Consider the following 20,793-nt stretch of genomic DNA (forward strand, 5'->3'; position numbering starts at 1 on the left):
ACGCAGAAGTCGCGGTAGCCGGCGCGACTACCGCAACTTCGGAGGAGTCGGCGGCGCTCACCGCGCCCGCGGCCGCGAGTGCGCAGAAGTCGTCGTCCTCGAGCGGCCGCTGCGACAAGTTCTGCGGAGTGATGACCGGTGAGCAGGGCTCTCGGCTGATGTTCTGGTCGGGGGCGGGTCTCGATACGCGCAGAGCGCTACTCGACCAGCATGGGGCGGCCGCGTCCTCGGCCAGCACGGGGCGCCCGCGGCCTTGTAGAAGCGCGACGCCCGACGCCGACGCCCACGCGCAGGGAGTTCATGCTGATCGAGTAGCGCCCGCAGGGCGCGTATCGAGATCCCGTGTCGGCTCGTCGCGGTGTCGGCGTGCTCGCGGGTGTCGGTGGTCCCGCGGAGGGTGGGTCTCGATACGCGCTGCGCGCTACTCGACCAGCATGGGGTGCGCTGCGCGCTGCTCGACCGGCGTGGTGGGGGCTGCGCGTGAGATGCCGAGGCCGGTCAGGCGTCCGGGCCGGTGGCGACGGGGCGGTCGGCCGTGTTCGACCACTGGGACCAGGAGCCGGGGTAGAGGGACGGGGCGAAGCCGGCGAGGGTGAGGGCGACGGCGTCGGCGGCGGCGGTCACTCCGGAACCGCAGTAGACGCCGACGGGGGCGTCGTGGCGGACGCCGAGGGACTCGAAGCGGGCGCGCAGGGCGGCGGCGTCGAGGAAGCGGCCGTCGGCGTCGACGTTGCCGGTCGCGGGGGCGTTCAGAGCGCCGGGGATGTGGCCGGCACGCGGGTCGATCGGCTCGACGTCGCCGCGGTAGCGCTCGGGGGCGCGGGCGTCGAGCAGGACGCCGGCGGACGGGAGCGCGGCGGCCTCGTCGATGTCGAGCACCGGCAGGGCGCCGTAGGCCAGCTCGACGTCGCCCACGACCGGCGAAACGGGGCCCGACTCCAGCGCGCGGCCCGAGGCGGTCCAGGCGCGGAGCGAGCCGTCGAGGAGGCGCACGTCGGCGACTCCGGCGGCGCGCAGCAGCCACCAGGCCCGCGCGGAGGAGAGGTTCTTCAGGTCGTCGTAGACGACGACGGCTTGACCCTGGCGCAGGCCCCAGCGGCGCGCCGACTCCTGCAGCGCCTCGACCGGCGGCAGGGGGTGGCGGCCGTCCTCGGGGACGCCGTGGGCGGCGAGCTCGTGGTCGAGATCGACGTAGACGGCGCCGGGGACGTGCCCTTCGAGGAAGGCGGGGCGGCCGTCGGGCCGGTCGAGGCGCCAGCGCACGTCGAGGACGAGCGGCGGCTCGGGCGAGGCGAGCGCCGCCTCCAGCTCGTCGGGGGTGACGAGCACGTGGGAGCGGAGGGTGGTGGTCATGTCGGTCCTCTCGAGGGGTGCGCTCACAGCGCGGTACCGGGATTCAGGATGCCCTGCGGATCGAAGACCCGCTGCACCGCGCGCTGCAGGGCGACGACGTCGGGGCCGAGCTCGCGGCGGGCCCACTCGCGCTTGAGGGCGCCGACGCCGTGCTCGCCGCTGACGGTGCCGCCGAGCTCGAGGGCGAGGGCGAAGACGGCCTCGGCCGCGGCGTCGGCCTGGCGGCGGGACTGCTCCGAGTCGTCGCGCAGGCGGATGATCGGGTGCAGGTTGCCGTCGCCGGCGTGGGCGAAGACGTAGACGTCGGCGCCGGTGTCCGCGGCGATGGCGTGCACGCGGCGGATCGCCTCGGCGAGGCGGGAGCGAGGCACGGCGATGTCCTCGATCAGCACGCGGCCGCGGGCCTCGATCGCGGGCAGGGCGTCGCGGCGGGCGCTCGCGAGAGCGAGACCCTCGGCCGGGTCGAGGGTGGTCTCGACGCTGAGCGCGGTCGCGGCGAGCACCGCGCGCACCTCGGCGATCTCCTCGGCGGCGCCGAAGCCGTCGGTCTGCACCAGGAGGAAGGCGCCGCCGCGGCCGGCCAGGGTGGAGCCGCGCAGGGCGTCGATGGCCTCGAGCGTGCGGTCGTCGACCAGCTCGAGAACGCTCGGGCGCAGGCCGGCGCGGGCGAGGGCGACGGCGGCCTCGGCGCCCGCGGCGACGTCGGCGAAGAAGGCGGCCGCGGTCGCGGTCGCCCGCGGCCGGGGCAGCAGGCGGAGGGTCGCGCCGACCACCACGCCGAGGCTGCCCTCGGAGCCGACGACGAGCGCGGTGAGGTCGAGGCCGACGACGCCCTTCACGGTGTCGCGGCCGAGGTGGACGAGCGAGCCGTCGGCCAGGACGACGTCGAGCGCGAGGACGGCGTCGCGGGTGACTCCGTACTTCGCGCCGCGCAGGCCGCCGGCGTTGGTGGCGATGGTGCCGCCGATCGTCGCGATCTCGACGCTGCCGGGGTCCGGAGCATAGAGGAGGCCGTGCACGGCGGCGGCGCGGTCGAGATCGGCGGTGATGACGCCCGGCTCGACGCGGGCGACGCCGTCGACGGGGTCGATCTCGAGGATGCGGTCCAGGCCCGAGACGTCGAGGACGAGGACGCCCTCCCCCGCGCTGGCACCGCCGGCGAGTCCGCTGGCGGCGCCGCGGGTGACGACGGGGATGCCGTGGGCGGAGGCGTGCCGGAGCGCGGCGCGGACGTCGTCGACCGAGCGCGCGCGCACGACGCCGAGCGGGGTGCCGCCGGGCGAGAAGCCGGACCGGTCGGCGGTGGGGACGTCGGCGGTGATCTCGACGGGGGTGGGGTCGACGGCGGTGTCGTCGGTGGAATCCGCGGCGGGGGCGAGCGCGCTCACTCCGCGATCCGCTCGATGATCGGCGCGGCGGCGGCCGACGCCTTCACCCGCTCGAGGAAGAGGACCACCGTCGCGGCGGCCGAGCGGTGCGTCGCGTCATTGAGCGCGTCGTGGCGGCCGTCGGCGAGGACGTGGATCTCGGCCCGCGGGGCGGTGCGGTAGACGGCGACCGCCTCCGCGAGCGGGCTGATCGCGTCGGCCGCGCCGTGCAGCGCGAGCAGCGGGACGGTGATGGCACTGGCGGCGACGGTGAGCAGCTCGGGCGGCAGTGCGGCGTTGCGCGCGGCGGAGTCGGTCTCGCGCTCGAGGACGCCGGCGTGGTTCGGGCAGGCGGTCCGCTCGCCGATCCCCTCGCCGCCCTCGGCGCGGACGGGCAGACCGGCGAGGACGACGGCGTCGACACGCTCCGTCGCGGCGAGCTCGAGGGCGACCGCCGCGCCGGCGTCGGAGCCGACGAGCACGAGCGGCGCGATGGTCGCGGGGTCGCGGAGGACGGCGAGCGCGGCGTCGCGGACGCCGGGGGCCGTGGCATCGCCGAAAGCGCGGACGCGATAGGCGTCGCGGGCGATGCGGGTGCCGAAGCGCTCGTAGACGGCGGGGGTCTCGCCGCGGCCGCCGAGGACGACGAGGGTGCCGCGCTGGGCGATGCCCTCGGGCTCGTCGAAGGCGCGGGCGGCGGTGGGCGGGTGGGTGAGGGGCATGGGGGGGCTCCTTGGTAAGGCGGAAGGACGGGCGGGTGAGTGTTCGGAGGGGGGTGGGTCTCGATACGCCCCTGCGGGGCTACTCGACCAACATGAGGACCGGGCTGCTCGACCAGCAGGAGGACGGCGCTACTCGACGAGCACGGGGACGGGGGCGAGCAGATCCGCGAGCGGGAGGGGCGCGGCGGCCGCGGCGCGGCCGTGCAGGCCGAGCAGGAGCTGCAGGCGCTCGTTCAGAGGGGTCGGCACGCCGGCGCGGCGGGCGAGCAGCACGATCTCGCCGGTGAGGTGGTCGATCTCGCTGCTCGTGCCGCGGGCGGCGCTCTGCCAGGTCGACAGCCGGCCGGCGGTGTGGCCGGGCACGGGATCGACGGCGAGGCGGGTGCCGTCGTCGGGAGCGACCGCGAGGCCGTTCGCGGCGAGGGCGGCGCGCGCCTCCGCGACGAGCAGCTCGCGCGCGGCGGCGTGCTGCTCGGCCGGGCCCTCGAACAGGTCGAGGCCGTTGGCCGCGTTGGCCAGCAGCTTGCGGGCCTTCCAGGCGCCGATGTCGGGCACGGCGCGGGCGGCGAAGCCGGCACCGCGGAGGATCGCGGCGTACTCCTCCGCCCGCGGGTCGGCGGCGTCGGGGTGCCGGCCGATCCAGAGCACGCCGACCGTCGGGAAGGAGGGCGAGACGACCTCGCCGGGCACCAGGAAGCTGGCGGCGATGCCGATCGACACCCCGTAGACCGTGGCGAAGCGGCGCAGCGCGCTGTCCTCGGTGGCGAGTCCGTTCTGCAGGGTCAGCACCGGCAGCCCGGCGCCGGCCCCGCCCCCGGCGAGCGGGGTCCAGGCCCATTCGGCGAGCGCCGCCTCCGCGTCCTGCGCCTTCACCGCGAGCACGAGGACGTCGCCGCGCGCGGGCGCCGCCTCCGCCGGGCCACCGGCGACGGGCAGCCGCACGATCTCGTCGCCCGCGGGCCGGCGCACGCGCAGCCCGTTCTCGCGGAGGAGCCGCAGGTGCTCCCCGCGCGCCACGAGCAGGACCGGCTGCCCTGCCAGGTGCAGCTGCGCGGCGAGGACCGAGCCGACGGCCCCGCCGCCGATCACGAGGAAGCGGCCGCTCACGGGCGCACCGCCGCTCGGCCGGGGATCGCCGCGAGCAGGGTGCGGGTGTACTCCGCGGCGGGCGAGCCGAAGACGCGGGCGGTGGTCCCCGCCTCCTGCACCCGCCCGCGGTCGAGGACGACGACCTCGTGCGAGACCTCGGCGACGACGGCCAGGTCGTGCGAGACGAAGAGGTAGGCGACGCCGAGGTCGCGCTGCAGCTCGACCAGGAGCTCGAGGATCTGCGCCTGCACGGACACGTCCAGCGCGGAGACCGGCTCGTCGAGGAGCACGAGATCCGGCCCGAGGGCGAGCGCGCGGGCGATCGCGACGCGCTGGCGCTGACCGCCGGAGAGCTCGGCCGGCAGCCGGGAGAGGAAGGAGCCGGGCAGCCCGACCCGGTCGAGCAGCTCGCGGGCGCGCTCCAGCCGCGAGGCGCGGTCGCCGATCCGGAAGGAGACCAGCGGCTCGACGACCGACTCCAGCACCGTGAAGCGCGGGTCGAGCGCGGCGAACGGGTTCTGCTGCACCAGCTGGATCCGCCGGCGCAGCGGCCGCCACTGCCGGTCGCTCGCCGCGGTGAGGTCCTCCCCCTCCACGAGCACCCGGCCGCTCGACGCCCGCTCGAGGCCGAGAGCGATCCGCAGCGCGGTCGTCTTGCCCGAGCCCGACTCCCCCACCAGCGCGAGGGTCTGCCCCGCGCGGATCGAGAAGGAGACGTCGTCGAGCGCGCGGTACGGCGGGCGGCGGCCCGGCAGCGCGAAGTCCTTGACGACGTTCTCGACCCGGACGATCTCCGGAGCGGGCTCGACGTGCTCGAAGCGCGGCACGAGCTCGCCGCCGAGTCCGGGCGCCGCCGCGAGCAGCTCGCGGGTGTACTCCTCCCTCGGCGCGACCAGGATCTGCGCGGGCGGGCCCTGCTCCACCACCCGTCCCTCGCGCAGCACGAGGACGCGGTCGGCCCGGTCGGCGGCGACGGCGAGGTCATGGGTGATGATCAGCAGCGCGATGCCCTGCTCGCGGACGAGCGACTGCAGGTGGTCGAGCAGGCGCTTCTGCACGGTGACGTCGAGGGCCGAGGTCGGCTCGTCGGCGATGATCAGCCGCGGCCGGCCGGCCAGCGCGATCGCGATCAGCGCCCGCTGGCGCAGCCCGCCGGACAGCTCGTGCGGGTACTGCCGGGCGCGCAGCTCCGGATCGTCGATGCCCGACTGCCGCAGCGCCTCGAGCACCTCGGCGTCGACGGAGCGGCGGTCGACGCCGCGCAGGCGCACCGCCTCCGCCACCTGGGCGCCGATGCGCAGCGTCGGGTTCAGCCCGACCATCGGGTCCTGCGGGACGAGGCCGACGAACCGCCCGCGCAGGTGCCGGAGCCGCTTCTCCGCCGCGTGCGTCACGTCCTCGCCGGCGAGCGCGATCGAGCCGCCGGTGATCCGGCCGCCGGAGGGCAGCAGGCCGAGCACGGCGTTCGCAGTCGTCGACTTGCCCGAGCCGGACTCGCCGACCACGGCGACGATCTCGCCGGGCGCGATCTCGAGCGAGACCTCGTGCACGACGGTGCGCTCGCCGTAGGCGACGCTGAGCCGGTCGAGCCGCACGAGCGGGCCGGCCGCGGCGGGCCCTGCGGAGGGGACCACGCCGGCGCTCATCGCTGCACCTCCTCGAGGCTCTTGGCCACGTGGTTGAGCGCGAAGACCAGCAGCCCGACGAAGAGCCCCGGCAGCAGCGAGAGCCACGGGCTGGTGACGAGGTAGTTGCGGCCGCTGGAGATCAGTGTCCCCCACTCCGCTGCGGGCGGCGCCGCGCCGAAGCCGAGGAAGCTCAGCGCGGCGATCGCGATGATCGCGGTGCCCAGATCGAGCACGGCCAGCACGGCCACGGGCCCCCAGGAGTTGGGCAGCACGTGCCGCACGAGCACGCGCAGCCGGCTCGCACCTCCGGTGCGCGCGGCCTCGACGTAGGGCAGCATGCGCACCCGGAGCACCTCGGCGCGGGTGGTGCGCGCGAAGCCGGGCAGGATGCCGATCCCCACGGCGAGCGCCACCGGCAGCGTGCCGAAGCCGATCGCCGTCACGATCGCCAGGGCGAGCAGCAGCCCGGGGATCGCGAGCAGCACGTCGACGATCCGCATGATCACCGCGTCCACCGCGCCGCCCGCGGAGCCGGAGACCACGCCGAGTGTCAGCCCGCCGACCAGGGCGATCGCGAGGGCGATCACCGTCGCCTGCACCGTCAGCGCCCCGCCGTGCAGGACCCGCGCGAACAGGTCGCGGCCCAGCTCGTCGGTGCCGAAGAGGTGCACGAGGCTCGGCGCCTGCAGCTTGTCGGCCGGCGCGGTCGCGGTCGGGTCGGCGCCGGTGAAGAGCGCGGGAGCGATCGCCGAGGCCAGGACGAACAGCACGAAGACCAGCGCCAGGACGAAGCCCGGGCGGCGCAGCAGCAGGCGGAGGATCCGCACGCGGCGGGCGCCCCGGCCGTGCGCCGCGCGGGTGAGCGGCTCGGGGACGACGAGCGCCTCGGGCCGGGTGAGTTCGAGAGTCATGGTCGGCTCGCCTTCGGTGTCGAGGTGATGCGCGGATCGAGGAGGGGGTAGAGCAGGTCGACCAGGAGGTTGATGCCGACGAACACGACGGCCGCCAGCACGACGATCGCCTGGACGACCGGCACGTCCTGGGTGAGCACCGACTCCTGGGCGAGCGTGCCGATGCCCTGCCGGGCGAAGATCGTCTCGGCGACGATCGCTCCCGTGACGGTGTTGCCGGCCAGGATCCCGAGGATCGTCAGCGTCGGCAGCGAGGCGTTGCGGAAGGCGTGCCGCCACTGCACCGCGCCGCGGGAGAGGCCCTTGGCGCGGGCCGTGGTGATGTAGGCCTCCGCCTCGACGTCCGCGAAGCTGCGGATCAGCACCTGGGCGAGCATCGCCGAGGTGGGGATCGCCATGGTCACCGCCGGCAGGATCAGGCTCGCCGGGGTCGCGCTGCCGGTGGAGGGCAGCAGGTGCAGCGAGAAGGCGAAGAACTGGATGAGCAGCAGGCCGATCCAGAAGCCGGGGAACGCCACACCCGCGGAGGGCAGCCGGCCGAGCACCGTCTTCAGCGGCGCCCAGCGGACGTACGCCGCGAGGGAGGCGAGCACGGTGCCGCCGATCAGCGCGAGGCCGATCGCCAGGGCGCTGAGCTGCAGGGTGCCGGGCAGCTTCTCGGCGATCAGGTCGGTGACCGGGATCCCCTTGGTGATCGAGGTGCCGAAGTCGCCCCGCAGCGCATTGCCGAGCATCGTCGCGTACTGCTGCCAGACCGGCTGGTCCAGTCCGTAGCGCGCCTGAGCCTCGGCGAGCTGCTGCGGGGTGAGCGAGTCGACCTCGACGTTGTTGGCCGAGAGGAGGAGCGCCAGCGGGTCGCTCGGCAGCAGCCACAGCACCGCGAAGGTCACGGTGTAGGCGGCCCAGAGCACCAGCACCGCCTGGCCGAGCCGGCCGAGGAGGTAGCGGCCGAGGCCCGAGGGGGCCGAGCGGGTGCCCGGCCTCCCCGGTGCGATCCCCGGTGCCGCAGCCGGGGCCGAAGCCGAGCCGAGCGCGGTCACGGCTGGATCCAGGCGTCGGCGAAGTCGCCGAACGCCTCCGAGGTGAAGCGGAAGCCGTGCACCGCCGACGAGACGCCCGCCAGCTGCACCCGCTCGGCGAACGGGAAGACCAGGGCGTTGTCGATCAGGTAGTCCTGCAGCTCGCCGTAGACCTCGGCGCGCGCCGCGGTGTCGACCGTCTGCACGCCCTCGTCGAGCAGGGCCTGCACGGTCGCGGCCTGCTCGGCGTCGAGGCCGTTCGTCGCCTGCGCCTTCGAGCCGGCGTAGCGGGAGTCGATGATCCACTGGATCACTCCCGGGTCGGCCCGCGTGTAGTAGGTCGAGATCAGGTCGTAGTCGCCGCTGTTCAGCACGTCGGCGCGCTGGGCGTTGGTGATCACGTTCAGCTCGAGCTCGATGCCGACCTGCTTCAGCTGGTCCTGGATCAGCTGATCGCCGGCACCGAACTGGGTGACGATCGGCACCGAGAGCGTGAGCCGCCGCCCGTCCTTCGAGCGGTAGCCGTCGTCGCCGAGCTTCCAGCCCGCCTCGTCCAGCAGCTCGCCCGCGCCCTCGGCGTCGAAGGCGAGCTTCGACGACTTGTCTTCGTAGAACGGAGTCGTCGTGTTGTAGATGCTGGTCGCGGCCGGGTAGCCGGAGCCGAAGACCGTCGTCGCGTAGGTGTCGCGGTCGATCGCCTTCTGCACGGCCTGCCGCACCCTCTCGTCCGAGAGGATCTTCCCCTCGGCGACGTTCGGGTAGTAGTTGCTCGCGGGGCCCGGCAGCGAGCGGCTCTCGACCGTGTCGCCGGAGCCCGTGATCACGGCCTGGTCGTTCTCCGAGATCGGGTTCCGCGGCCAGGCGATGTCGATCTCGTCGCTGGTCAGCTGCCCGACGCGGACGCTGTCCTCCGCGACGTAGCTGATGTCGATCCCGTCGAGGTGCGCCTCCCCCGTGTTCTCGCGCAGGGCCGAGCCCCAGGCGTACCCGTCGCGCTTGTCCAGCGTGATGCCGGTGCCGGGGGTGTACTCGGTCAGCGTGAACGGGCCGGAGCCGACGATCCCGCCGAGGCAGCGCTCCTCGGGCGTCCTCTCGTAGGAGGAGGCGGCGAGGATGGCGAGGTTGGTGGTCGAGGTGCCCTGCAGGAACGCGGCGTTGGGCGTGGAGAAGACGACCTTCACGGTGTCGGCGTCCACGACCTCCGTGCCCGAGTAGCCGGCGAGGTAGACGCCGCCGTAGGCCGAGGGCAGCTGCGCGAGGGTCGCCTTGTCGTTGTCGAACGAGGTCTTCACGCTCTCCGCGGTGAAGGGCGTGCCGTCCGAGAAAGTGACGTCGGTGCGCAGGTCGAAGGTGTACTCCGTGCCCGCGTCGTTGACACTCCAGTCGGTCGCGAGCCAGGGCTGGATCTCGCCGGTCTCCGGGTCCTGGTCGGTGAGCGAGTCGGCGACGTTGCGGATCACCGTGCGGTGCTCGATCCAGTAGGTCTGGAACGGGTCGACGCAGGAGAACGCGGCGTTGTCGGGGAAGAAGGCGAGCGAGAGCCGGCCGCCGTCGACGGGGGTCGCGTCGTCGGAGACGGCGCCCGCGCCCGAGGCGCCCGAGCAGGCGGAGAGGGCCAGCGCGGAGGCGAGCGCCAGGCCGACAGCGGCAGTGGCGCGTGATCGAGGGGAGGGTCGGTGAGTCATGGCGGTGGTCTCCAGTGCGGGGGTGTCAGAGGGCGGCCGCGAGCGAGCGCGTGCCGGCGATCAGGAGGGCGGCGTCGTCCTGCGGCGGGTGCACCCGGGAGGCGAGGACGTCGCGGAGGTGCCGCTCGAGCGGGTGGTGCCGGGTGAGGCCGGGGTTGCCGAGCGCGGCGACGGCCGTCTCGACCGCGGTGACGGCCGAGCGGGTGGCGAGAAGCTTGCCGACGACGAGGCGCTCGGCGGCGCGCGGATCGCCCGCATCCACTCGCGCGGCCAGCGAGAGCAGCACCTCTTCGGCCTGCACCAGCTGCGCCTGGATCTCGCCGGCGACCGAGCGGATCCGCTCCGTCGTGGCGATCGGCCGGCCGAGCGAGGTCGGGATCCGCTCGTTCGCGAAGCGCACGAAGAAGCTCTGCGCCGCCCGTCCGACGCCGACGTAGAGCGCCGCGACCGCGAGACCGAAGCCGCCGGCCGCCCCGGCCTCGGGCGCGAGCTGCGAGCGGGGCGTGCCGCGGAAGTGCTCGAACGGCAGGCGCACCTGCTCGTAGAGCACGTCGTGCGTGCTCGTGGCCCGCTGGCCCAGGTGGTCCCAGGTCCGCTCGATCCGGACGCCCGGGGCGTCGCCGGGCACGATCGCGTGCGCGAGCTCGGGCTCGCCCGACGCCCCGCCGTGATCGACCGCCCAGACCAGGTGGTACGCCAGCCCCTCCGAGCCGGTGGCGAAGCCCTTGCGGCCCTCGAGCAGCCAGCCGTCGCCGTCGCGGCGGATCGTCGTTGCGGGCAGGCCGCCCCGGGCCGGAGCGCCCCACTCGGGCTCGGCGCGCACCGCGTTGAGCAGCACGGGGCGCTCGGCGGAGTCGGCGAGCACCGAGCGGTAGAGCTCCTTCGGCCACAGCGCGGCACGGTCCTGCGCGGCGTGCTGCAGCACGGTCATCGCCGAGATCAGCGCGACCGCCGGGTCGCCCTGGCCGAGCGCGCCGAAGACGCGCACGAGGTCGACGGTGGAGGCGGGCGTGCCGCCGTAGCGGGTACCGACTCCGAGGGAGAGCAGTCCCGCCTCGTGCACGGCCTGGATCCCCTGCCAGGGGAACTCGGCGGTGCGGTCGTAGTGCTCGGCGGTCTCGGCCAGGCGAGCCGTGACCCGGGCGAGCGCGCGGTCGGAGACATCGGGCGCGGGCAGGACCGCGGCGGCGGAGCGGACCGTGGCGGCCTGTCCCGTGAGCAGCGTCACGCGATCGCCCCGGCGAGCTCGGCCTCGAGCGGCGGCTGCGCGACGATCTCGCCGCGGCGCCCGGTCGCCTCGCGGTGCGCGAGCTCCTGGCGCACCAGAGGGATGACGTACCGGCCGTAGTCGACCGCGTCGTTCAGGTTGTCGTAGCCGCGGATCGAGATCAGGTCGGCACCGAGGTCGACGTAGTCGAGGATCGCCGCGGCGACCGTCTCCGGCGTGCCGACGAGCGCCGTGGAGGCGCCGGCCGCCCCGGTGGCGGTCGCGGTCGGCGTCCAGAGCGCCCGGTCGTGCAGGTCCTTCCGCCGCGCGATGTCGAGGAGGCGCTGCGAGCCGACGTTCGCCGGGCCGGTGGCGCTCGGCGTCTGCACCCAGAGCCCCTTCTCGCCCTTCCGCGGGTTCGTCGTGCCGCCGCGGCTCTGCAGGATGCCGAGGATCCGGTGCGCCTTCTCCCAGGCGAGCTCCTCGGTCGGCGCGAGGATCGGCCGGAAGGTGACCCAGGTGCGCGGGGTGTCGGCGCGGCCGGCGGCGAGCGCCGCGTCCGCGATCCGGTCGATCTGCTGCTGGGTGTCGGCCAGCGGCTCGCCCCACAGGCCGAAGATGTCCGCGAGCGCGCCGCCCTGGCGGTAGGCCTCGTCGCTCGAGCCGCCGACCGAGATGGGGATGGTGCCGCGCACCGGCCGCACCCGCGAGACGAAGTCCTCGAAGCGGTAGTACTCGCCCTCGTGATCGAACGGCTCGGTCGCCGACCAGACCTTCCGGAGGATGCGGAGGTACTCCTCCTGCCGCGCGTAGCGCTCGGACTTGCTCAGCCGGTCCCCTTCGCGGGCCTGCTCGTGGTCGTTCCCGCCGGCGATGAAGTGCACGACGGCCCGTCCGCCCGAGAGCTGGTCGAGGGTGGCGAGCGCCTTCGCCGCGACGGTCGGGTAGACGGTGTTGGGCCGCAGCGCGACGATCGGCTTCAGGCGCTCGGTGTACTGGGTCACGGCGGCGGCGATCGTGAACGGGTCGTGCCCGGCCGAGCCGTAGGGCACCAGCGTGTAGTCGAAGCCGCCGTCCTCGAGGATCCGGGAGTAGCGGCGCAGGTAGGCCACGTCGATGGCCGGGTCCGCGAGGCCGTTGACCTCGTTGGAGTGGTTGACGTTGATCGCGGAGATGAACTCGACGGTCATGGGAGGTCCTTTCGAGAGGGTGCGGAGGCGCATCGGAGGCGCGCGGGCACGCCGGAGGAGCGCGGGACGGCGCGGAGAGAGGGACACGCGGCGGCCGCGGAGGCGGGCGGCGGCGCGCAGAGGCCGGGACGGGAGCGGCGAGGGCCGGCCGTCGGGCGGAGGAGTCGGGCGACGCGGAGGCGTCAGCGGGAGACCGGACAGGAACATCCGCGCACCGGCGCGAAGGGGTTCCCGTCCGAGGACATTCGAGTGCCGACGCTCCCGCGGCTCGCTGCACCGGTCGCGCCGAGCGGCGCAGCGGCGGTGAGGGCGGGCGGGAAGGTCATGGCTCCGACGCTACGGCCGGGGTGCTCCGGGCGTCCAACGATGATTCCGGATGCGTTCCGATCGGCGATCCCGATCGTTGGTAACGATTCGTCACACCCGCGCTGGCGGCCGGCGACGGAGGTCACACTCGCGCGCCCGCGGGCACCGCGACCGGCCTCGCGCGCACCGTGCCGAAGACCCCGGCGAGGGCGGCGAGCGCCGTGTCCTCGACGTCCGGGGCCAGGCCGCGCCGCGACACGAGGCGGAGGTTGACCGAGCCCAGGGCCGGCAGGTCGTGCCGCTCGACGAGTCCCTCGGCGACCGTGCCGCGGTGCGCGGTCGGCAGCACCGCGACTCCGACACCGGCGCGGGCCGCCGCGATCACGCCCTCCAGCCCCGTCGACTCGGCGACCACCCGCACCTCGTGACCGAAGGCGCCGAGCTGCTGCAACGCGCGCTGGCGCATCCCGCACGGCTCGGAGTAGGCGACGAGCGGGATCGGCGCGTCCTCCGGCGGCTGCCAGCCGGGTGCCGAGTACCAGTCGAGCGGCAGCGTCGCGACCTGGCGGCCCGGCAGGTCGCCGCCCACGCCGAGGATGACCCCGAGATCGACGACGCCGCGGGCCACCGCCTCCGCCAGGTGGGTGGAGCGGTCGAGTGTAAAGGTGAGCGGGCGGTCGTCGAAGGCGCGGTGCAGCGTCTCGAGCAGCCGGGGCAGCAGCTGCTCCGCGGCCGGCTCGGTCAGGCCGAGGGCGAGCGGGTTCTCGCTCGCCGCGTCGAGCAGCTCCAGCGCATCGTCGTGCACCGCCAGGATTCGGCGGGCCTGCACCAGGAGGCGCTCGCCGGCCGACGTGAAGCGGGCCCTGCGCCCGACCTTCTCGATGAAGGTGCGCTCGAGCCGCCGCTCGAGGGTGCGGACGTGCTGCGAGACCGTCGGCTGGCTGATGTGCAGGGCGACGGCCGCCCGGCCGAATCCGCCGCAGTCGGCGATCGCCACGAGCGTGCGCAGGTGGACGATGTCGAGGGTCTCGGGCATCCCCCGACGCTACGCACGCGCCCGACCCGGGGCGACCCGCGGCGCAACACGCCGACACGTCCGGGGAACGGCGAACGGCCGGGGCCCACGCTGATGCGGGAGTCCCGGCCGTACGAGTGCGCCGATCGGACCGGAGTCCGCCGGTCAGTGCGCGAGCACCGGCTCCGCGGAGGCTCCGGTCGAGACCGCGAGCCCCGCCGAGCGGCGGCGGAACAGCAGCACCGAGAGCACCGCGCCGAGGGCGAAGAAGCCCGCGCCCCAGCCGTAGGCGACCGCGTAGCTCTGCACCGCCGCCTCTGCCGCCGTCGCCGCCGTGGTCGGGGTGTGCGTGAGGAGGTAGTCGGTCACGGCGGTTGCCGCGAGCGTGTTCAGCAGCGCGGTGCCGATCGAGCCGCCGACCTGCTGGCTGGTGTTGACCATCGCCGAGGCGACGCCGGCGAAGCGCATGTCGACTCCGCGGGTGGCGGTCTGCATCGAGCCGGGCATGATCGAGCCCATCGCGAAGCCGAGCACCATCAGCGCCGGCAGCACGTCCGCCGCGTAGCCGCTGTCGAGGTCGAGGCGGGTGAGCAGCAGCATGCCGACCACGCCGAGCAGCATGCCGAAGGTCACCATGATCTTCGGGCCGAGGCGCGGCAGGAGCAGGTTGGTCGAGAGCTGCGCGGCGAGCACGAGCATCCCGATCATCGGCAGGAACGACAGGCCGGTCTGGATGGGCGAGTAGCCGAGCGAGACCTGCAGGTAGTACGTGACGAAGAGGAAGATCCCGAACATCCCCGCGCCGGCGATCAGCACCGAGAGGTACGCGGCGCCGCGGTCGCGGTCCAGCACGATCTGCAGCGGCAGCAGCGGGTGCTCGGTGCTGCGCTGGCGGAGCACGAAGCCGACCAGGAGCACGACCGCCGCCGCGAGCGGCACCCAGGTCATCGGCGAGTCCCAGCCGTCGGTCTCCGCGTTGGCGAAGCCGAAGACCAGGCCGAAGAGGGCGGCTGAGACGAGGATCGTCCCGGGCACGTCGAGCCGCGGCCGCGGGCCGACCCGGTCGATCGTCGGCACGAAGACGATGGCGCCGATGACCGCGACGACCGCGATCACGACATTGATGTAGAGGTTCCAGCGCCAGTCGAAGCTCTCAGTCAGCACGCCGCCGAGCAGGAGGCCGACCGCACCGCCGGCCCCGGCGATCGCGCCGAAGACGCCGAACGCGCGCGCTCGCTCCTTCGGGACGGTGAAGGTGGTGGTGAGCACGGCGAGGGCGGTCGGAGCGAGGAGGGCACCGAACACGCCCTGCAGGGCGCGGGCCGCGATGAGCAGCTCGAAGTTCGGGGCGGCACCGCCGAGCGCGGAGGCGATGGCGAAGCCGATCAGGCCGATGACGAAGGTGCGCTTGCGGCCGATCAGGTCGGAAAGGCGCCCGCCGAGCAGCAGGAGGCTGCCGAAGGCGAGCGAGTAGGCGGTGACGACCCACTGGCGGTCGCCGTCCGAGAAGCCGAGGTCGGCCTGGGCGGCGGGGAGGGCGATGTTCACGACGGTGGAGTCGAGCACGACCATGAGCTGGGCGAGCCCGACGGCGACGAGCGTCCACCAGCGGCGGGAGGACGGGGCCGGAACCGCGGGGGCGGCGGAGTCCGGCAGTGATGTGGTCTGCGACATGGAGGAGACCATATACGAGACTCGCCAGTTTCGGAACTGCGGAGTTCTTCAATTAGCATGGTGTTCACACGGGCCGTTCGCGCGGCCCTCCCGAACCGATTGGAGAAGCCGCGATGACGCCGCCCACTCCCCCCGCCGCCACCTGCGACGCCCCGGCACGCCCCGGCCGCCGCCGCGATCCGAACCGCGACGGCGAGATCCTCACCGCCGCCCTCGATGTGCTCGCCGAGACCGGCTACGACGGCATGACCATCGACATGGTCGCCGCGCGTGCGAAGGCCGGCAAGGCCACCCTCTACCGCCGCTGGGAGTCGAAGGCCGAGCTCGTGCTCGAGGCCGTCGCCTGCCTGAAGGGCGCCGACATCGACCAGGACGCGCTCCCCGACACCGGCACCCTGCGCGGCGACCTGGTCGCCCTGATCCGCCCGCGCGCCATCGAGGACGCCGAGCGGAAGCTCCGGATCATGTCCGGCGTCGTCGCGATGATCTCCAAGGCCCCCGAGCTGGCCGACGCCGTCCGCCAGGCCATCGTCGAGCCGCGCGCCCGCGCCAACCGCACGCTCCTGCGCCGCGCCATCGACCGCGGCGAGATCCCGGCCGACGTCGACGTCGACATGCTCGCCGTCCTGACCCCCTCGATGGTCTCCTACCGCGTGCTCCTGATGCGCGAGCCCGTCGACCGCGACTACCTGATCTCCCTCGTCGACAACGTGCTCCTGCCCGCGGTCGGCCTGCGCGGCGGGGCCACGCGGCCCGTGCTGATCGAGTAGCCCGCACAGCGGGCGCATCGAGATCCACCACCGCCCGACGGACGGGCCTGCAGACCCACCCTGCTGGGGACGACGGGGCTCGACGCGCCCCGCGGGTCCGCCCTGCTCAGCCGATTCCTCCGCGGCGACCGGAGCATCCCGGCACGACTCCGCGAGCGGATCCTCCAACGCCGACGCTGACCTCGATCAACCGTCGATGCCCGGCAGTCAGCGGGGAGGTGTTGCGGCATGTCCGGCCTCGGTGCAGCCGACCGCGGAACGACCGCAGGCCGGTGCGTTGCGGACGCTACCGGTCTTCGTGGCCGGACGATCGCGGTGCTGCGCTTGCACTGCGTGGTCGCGCTCGGAACGAGGAGAAGCGGCCGCCGGCATTCGCCGACGACCGCTTCTCTCAGCGGCTGGTCATCCGTCTCATCGAGATGGTCGGCCGGTGCGGGGTCAGCAGAGCGCTGCGCGCACCTGGCGGATGGTGGACAGCGACACGTTCGCGCCGAGGCGCTCGATCCTGCGCTGCAGGGCGGAGTCGGTCCTGGTCGTGCAGGCGGCGGCGATGCGCGGGTCGGTCGCGTCGATGCCCAGGCGCTTGAGGACCGCGGCGACCTTCGCCGGGACGGCGGGCTGGGGTGCCTCGGTGCTCGAGAGCTCACCGTCGATGCCGGTGCGGTCCTCTCCTGCGGTCACGAGGAGAGGCGTGGGAGTCCCTTCGAGGGGGACGTCCTTCCAGAACTCCCCGATGCAATCGGCGGGGAAGGGCTGGAACGAGATCTCGACGTCGCCCGGGATGACGCCGGTGATCGCGTAGGTGCCGTCCGGCTCCGTCACCTCGGAACGCCCCAGCAAGAGGTTGATGCGGTTCACCGCGACGACGGTGATCCCCCCGGTCGGGACGCCGTCACAGGTGACCCGGCCGGAGACGGTCGAGCCGAGGATCAGAGTCGCGTCGGCCGTCGCGACGGTACCGGCAGTGATGTCGACCTCGGTCGCTTCCGCGGTGGTGAGGACCCCGTCCCACATCTGCGACGCCCACTGAGTCCCCCTCGGCGCTTGGATCGCCAACTGGTAGGTGCCGGTCTCGACGCGCACGGAGTAGTGGCCCTGCGCGTCGCTCGTCGCACCGTCCCCGACCTGGTACCCCTCTTCGCTGATGGGGATCACGTTCGCGCCGGCGACCGGACCGGCTCCGGCTCCGCTCACCGTTCCCTCCAGCGTCCCGTACGCCACGTCGGCTCGTGCCGGCACGGCGGCACCGACCGTCAGTGCGGTGGCGAAGGTCATGGCGGCGATGCCGATGGATGTCATGCGTACTCGGCGGCTGGACTGTCGGAGCATGTGATTCCCCTCTCACGGCCGTCGCACAGGCGCGACGATCCCGCTCGCACGGTATCGGTTCCAGGTCGGATCGCAGCAGCCCCACTCCTCCCTTGCCACGGTGCTCGGAGGCGCTCGGATCAGATCGCCTAACGTCCGGCGGAGTGTGCTCCGGATCGGCGGGGCTCCTCGCATCGGGGCTCGCAGGCTTCCCCGACGGGGAAGCAGAAGTGCTCCTCATCAGGGCTGTGCTTCCTCTCGGCGCGACCGGTGGGACCCGTCGAGGCTCATCGCGTCGTCACTCACGGTGATGTGCTCGCGGAGAAGGCTGAGACTCCGGCCCGACATCGCGGTGGTGTTGCGGCGCCGGCCGGCGCTCCCGCGGCCGCCCGCGTCACGAGCATCCCCGCGAGTCTCCTAAAATCGGAGCCATGTCGAAGGTCTTGAACAGTCTGCCCGTGGGCGAGCGCGTCGGAATCGCATTCTCGGGAGGGCTCGACACATCGGTCGCGGTCGCCTGGATGCGCGAGAAGGGCGCGGTGCCCTGCACCTACACCGCCGACATCGGCCAGGCCGACGAGCCCGACATCGACAGCGTGCCCGCGCGCGCCGCGCAGTACGGCGCCGAGATCTCGCGTCTCGTCGACGCGAAGAGCGCCCTGGTCGAGGAGGGGCTCGTCGCGCTGCAGTGCGGCGCCTTCCACATCCGCTCCGGCGGCAAGACCTACTTCAACACCACTCCCCTGGGCCGCGCCGTCACCGGCACCCTGCTGGTCCGCGCGATGCGCGAGGACGGCGTCGACATCTGGGGCGACGGCTCCACCTACAAGGGCAACGACATCGAGCGGTTCTACCGCTACGGCCTGCTCGCCAACCCGCGCCTGCGCATCTACAAGCCGTGGCTCGACGTGCAGTTCGTCAACGAGCTCGGCGGCCGCACCGAGATGTCGGAGTGGCTCGTCGCCCGCGGCTTCCCGTACCGCGACGCCACCGAGAAGGCGTACAGCACCGACGCCAACATCTGGGGCGCCACCCACGAGGCCAAGCGCCTCGAGGAGCTCTCCAGCGGCATGGAGCTGGTCGAGCCGATCATGGGCGTCGCCGCCTGGCGCGAGGACGTGGAGATCGCCGCCGAGACGGTCAGCGTCCGCTTCGAGGCCGGCCGTCCGGTCGCCCTCAACGGCGTCGAGTACTCCGACCCGGTCGCCCTCGTCCTCGAGGCGAACGCGATCGGCGGGCGCCACGGCCTGGGCAACTCCGACCAGATCGAGAACCGCATCATCGAGGCCAAGAGCCGCGGCATCTACGAGGCGCCCGGCATGGCGCTGCTGCACCTCACCTACGAGCGCCTGCTCAACGCGATCCACAACGAGGACACCATCGCGCAGTACCACTCCGAGGGCCGCCGCCTCGGCCGCCTGATGTACGAGGGCCGCTGGCTCGACCCGCAGTCGCTGATGCTGCGCGAGTCCATCCAGCGCTGGGTCGGCTCCGCCGTCTCCGGCGAGGTCACCGTGCGCCTGCGCCGCGGCGACGACTACACCATCCTCGACACCACCGGCCCCGCCCTGAGCTACCACCCCGACAAGCTCTCGATGGAGCGCGTCGGCGACGCCGCCTTCGGACCCGAGGACCGCATCGGCCAGCTGACCATGCGCAACCTCGACATCGCGGACTCCCGCTCGCGCCTCGAGCAGTACGCCGCCGCGGGCCTCGTCGGCGGCTCGACTGCCGAGCTGGTCGGCCACCTCGAGATCGGCGAGGCCGAGGCCATCACCGAGGGCAACGGCTCCGCCGCCGCCGACGCGCTCGGCCGCGCCACCGACCTCGCCTCCGAGGGCGCCGCCTTCGACGCCGGCACCGACTGACGCACCCCTCCTGAGGGCCGGCGGGGACTCCCCCGCCGGCCCTTCGTCGTGCCGGGACTCCGCCCCACCACCTCCGGCACGCGAACCCACCCCCCGGCACGCCGAAACCCCCGGATTCCTCGAGCCGGACGTGATCCCGCGAGCCCAACCCGCCCGCCCCGCACCTCCGGCACGCCAGACCGTCCCGGGCACGCCGGAACGGCCCGATTCCACGAGCCGAACGTCAGTTCACGAGCCGAAGCTCCCGCCCCGCCACCTCCGGCACGCGAAACGACCCTCGGCACGCCGGAACGGCCCGATCCCGCGAACCCGAAGCGGTTCCGCGAGCCGGACGTCCGCTCGTCGGACCGCCCTCACCGCCGCGGACACGGACATCCGCTCTGCGTCCCACGCCCGCCGCCGCCACCTCCTCCGACCGGAGGGGTGGTCGCGGTGCCTCGTCGCGGCTCCTGGCTCGGGTCTGGCGGGCGCGCCGCAGGCGCGCGGGAAGGAGCCGCGACGAGGCACCGCGTCCACCCCGTTCGCACCGAGCGCGACGTCGCGAAGCGACGAGCACTCCAGCAGTCAGCGCCCCGGGCCGTCAGTCCCCCCGCACCAGCCCCAGCGCCGCTTCCGCCGTCGCCACCGACTGCCCCGGATCGACCCGCGCCAGCACCAGCGCCGTCACCAGCAGCGACACCAGCACCCCCGCCTGCCGCCCCCGCCACTCGGCGGACTCCCCCGGCCACCGCGCCGCCGCCCCCGCGAGCATCGCCCGCTGCAGCTCCGCCCGGTACTCCGCGATCACCTCGCGCACCGCGTCGTCGCGCGCGATCGGCGCCCCCGCCGCATTGAGGAGGAGGCACCCGCTCTGCGCCGACACGGTCCGCGGATCCGCGAGCGCATCCCGCAGCCCCGAGAAGTAGTCCCCGAGGGCCGTCGGTGAGACGTCGACCCGGGTGAGCGGCTCCAGCCGAGGCCGCACGATCTCGTCGAGGTAGCTCTGCACCGCCGCGTCGAAGAGCCCGCGCTTGCTGCCGAACGCGTGGTACAGGCTGGAGCGGCCGAGTCCGGTCGCCGCCTCGAGCTCGGGCAGCGACGCCTCCTCGAAGCCGCGGTCCCAGAAGACGGCGCGCGCCGACCGGACCACCTGGTCGGTGTCGAAGCTCTGCGTGCGTCCCACGGCGACTCCCTCTGCTGACTGGCGAAAAGAACCGGACTGTTGTGAACCGGTCGTTCCAGTATAGAGTGAGGCCGTTCGGTAGTGAACCGAGCGATACACAATCAGGAGGCCCCGCCGTGATCGTCATCGGACTCGTTCTCGCCGTCCTCGCGGCGCTGCTGCACGTCTACATCTTCGTGCTGGAGTCGCTGCTCTGGACGACCCCGCGCGCCCGCTCCACCTTCGGGACCACGGCCGGCGAGGCCGAGTCGACGAAGGAGCTCGCGTTCAACCAGGGCTTCTACAACCTGTTCCTCGCGATCGTCACGATCGTCGGCGTGATCGTCCTCGCCTCCGGAGCGATGGCCGTCGGCGCCGCACTCGTCTTCACCGGCACCGGATCGATGGTGGCCGCAGCCCTCGTGCTGCTGCTCTCCTCCCCCGGCAAGCGGCACGCGGCCCTCACCCAGATGGCGCCAGGACTGCTCGCGGTCCTCGCGCTCGGCATCGGCCTCGCCGCCTCCTGATCCCCACCCCCAC

Annotated in this window: 17 protein-coding genes; 3 read left to right on the forward strand and 14 right to left on the reverse strand. The window is 73.8% G+C overall.

Annotated features, from left to right (window positions below):
- Positions 1 to 498: 498 nt before the first annotated feature.
- The 12 genes from EDF35_RS13430 to EDF35_RS13485 all read right to left on the reverse strand — a co-directional run bounded on the left by EDF35_RS13430 (position 499) and on the right by EDF35_RS13485 (position 15,166).
- Entirely contained in the window at positions 499 to 1,353 is an 855-nt protein-coding gene (locus EDF35_RS13430) for a sulfurtransferase (RefSeq protein WP_133962642.1), read from the reverse strand.
- A 23-nt stretch (positions 1,354 to 1,376) separates the two neighbouring features.
- Positions 1,377 to 2,741 (reverse strand): FAD-linked oxidase C-terminal domain-containing protein, encoded by a 1,365-nt coding sequence (locus tag EDF35_RS13435; protein WP_133962643.1) that lies wholly within the window; start codon positions 2,739 to 2,741, stop codon positions 1,377 to 1,379.
- Positions 2,738 to 3,442, reverse strand: coding sequence for a lysophospholipase (locus EDF35_RS13440; protein ID WP_133962644.1), 705 nt, complete (start codon positions 3,440 to 3,442; stop codon positions 2,738 to 2,740). The genes EDF35_RS13435 and EDF35_RS13440 overlap by 4 nt, the downstream gene beginning before the upstream one ends.
- A 129-nt stretch (positions 3,443 to 3,571) precedes the next feature.
- Positions 3,572 to 4,549 (reverse strand): 2-dehydropantoate 2-reductase N-terminal domain-containing protein, encoded by a 978-nt coding sequence (locus EDF35_RS13445; RefSeq protein ID WP_123706558.1) that lies wholly within the window; start codon positions 4,547 to 4,549, stop codon positions 3,572 to 3,574.
- Positions 4,546 to 6,177, reverse strand: coding sequence for an ABC transporter ATP-binding protein (locus EDF35_RS13450; protein WP_133962645.1), 1,632 nt, complete (start codon positions 6,175 to 6,177; stop codon positions 4,546 to 4,548). Before EDF35_RS13450 ends, EDF35_RS13445 begins: the two co-directional genes overlap by 4 nt.
- A complete protein-coding gene (locus tag EDF35_RS13455; RefSeq protein WP_133962646.1) occupies positions 6,174 to 7,070 on the reverse strand; it encodes an ABC transporter permease in 897 nt (298 codons plus the stop codon). The genes EDF35_RS13450 and EDF35_RS13455 overlap by 4 nt, the downstream gene beginning before the upstream one ends.
- Positions 7,067 to 8,110 (reverse strand): ABC transporter permease, encoded by a 1,044-nt coding sequence (locus tag EDF35_RS13460; RefSeq protein ID WP_243839958.1) that lies wholly within the window; start codon positions 8,108 to 8,110, stop codon positions 7,067 to 7,069. The genes EDF35_RS13455 and EDF35_RS13460 overlap by 4 nt, the downstream gene beginning before the upstream one ends.
- Positions 8,107 to 9,774 (reverse strand): ABC transporter substrate-binding protein, encoded by a 1,668-nt coding sequence (locus EDF35_RS13465; protein WP_133962647.1) that lies wholly within the window; start codon positions 9,772 to 9,774, stop codon positions 8,107 to 8,109. Before EDF35_RS13465 ends, EDF35_RS13460 begins: the two co-directional genes overlap by 4 nt.
- Before the next feature lie 25 nt (positions 9,775 to 9,799).
- Positions 9,800 to 11,002: an acyl-CoA dehydrogenase family protein gene (locus EDF35_RS13470; protein ID WP_133962648.1), complete on the reverse strand. Its 1,203-nt coding sequence runs from the start codon at positions 11,000 to 11,002 to the stop codon at positions 9,800 to 9,802.
- Positions 10,999 to 12,171 (reverse strand): LLM class flavin-dependent oxidoreductase, encoded by a 1,173-nt coding sequence (locus tag EDF35_RS13475; RefSeq protein WP_123732950.1) that lies wholly within the window; start codon positions 12,169 to 12,171, stop codon positions 10,999 to 11,001. Before EDF35_RS13475 ends, EDF35_RS13470 begins: the two co-directional genes overlap by 4 nt.
- A 448-nt stretch (positions 12,172 to 12,619) precedes the next feature.
- On the reverse strand, positions 12,620 to 13,513 hold the full coding sequence (locus EDF35_RS13480; RefSeq protein ID WP_133962649.1) for a LysR family transcriptional regulator: 894 nt from the start codon (positions 13,511 to 13,513) through the stop codon (positions 12,620 to 12,622).
- Between the two features lie 144 nt (positions 13,514 to 13,657).
- On the reverse strand, positions 13,658 to 15,166 hold the full coding sequence (locus tag EDF35_RS13485; protein ID WP_243839959.1) for an MFS transporter: 1,509 nt from the start codon (positions 15,164 to 15,166) through the stop codon (positions 13,658 to 13,660).
- 113 nt (positions 15,167 to 15,279) lie between these two features.
- On the opposite strand from EDF35_RS13485, the gene EDF35_RS13490 reads away from it, so the two are divergent.
- A complete protein-coding gene (locus tag EDF35_RS13490; protein ID WP_133962651.1) occupies positions 15,280 to 15,936 on the forward strand; it encodes a TetR/AcrR family transcriptional regulator in 657 nt (218 codons plus the stop codon).
- A gap of 438 nt (positions 15,937 to 16,374) precedes the next feature.
- Here EDF35_RS13490 and EDF35_RS13495 read toward each other — a convergent pair whose 3' ends face one another.
- On the reverse strand, positions 16,375 to 17,235 hold the full coding sequence (locus EDF35_RS13495) for a carboxypeptidase regulatory-like domain-containing protein (RefSeq protein ID WP_166674104.1): 861 nt from the start codon (positions 17,233 to 17,235) through the stop codon (positions 16,375 to 16,377).
- Positions 17,236 to 17,675: 440 nt separating this feature from the next.
- On the opposite strand from EDF35_RS13495, the gene argG reads away from it, so the two are divergent.
- Positions 17,676 to 19,112, forward strand: a complete 1,437-nt coding sequence (gene argG, locus EDF35_RS13500) for an argininosuccinate synthase (protein WP_133962653.1) — start codon at positions 17,676 to 17,678, stop codon at positions 19,110 to 19,112.
- Between the two features lie 580 nt (positions 19,113 to 19,692).
- Here argG and EDF35_RS13505 read toward each other — a convergent pair.
- The gene (locus tag EDF35_RS13505; protein ID WP_133962654.1) at positions 19,693 to 20,274 is read right to left on the reverse strand and encodes a TetR/AcrR family transcriptional regulator; all 582 of its coding nucleotides are present in this window, start codon (positions 20,272 to 20,274) and stop codon (positions 19,693 to 19,695) included.
- Positions 20,275 to 20,390: 116 nt separating this feature from the next.
- On the opposite strand from EDF35_RS13505, the gene EDF35_RS13510 reads away from it, so the two are divergent.
- Positions 20,391 to 20,780, forward strand: a complete 390-nt coding sequence (locus EDF35_RS13510; RefSeq protein ID WP_133962655.1) for a DUF1304 domain-containing protein — start codon at positions 20,391 to 20,393, stop codon at positions 20,778 to 20,780.
- Positions 20,781 to 20,793: the final 13 nt, after the last annotated feature.

This window comes from Rathayibacter sp. PhB151 (assembly GCF_004366415.1).
Taxonomy (GTDB): domain Bacteria; phylum Actinomycetota; class Actinomycetes; order Actinomycetales; family Microbacteriaceae; genus Rathayibacter; species Rathayibacter festucae.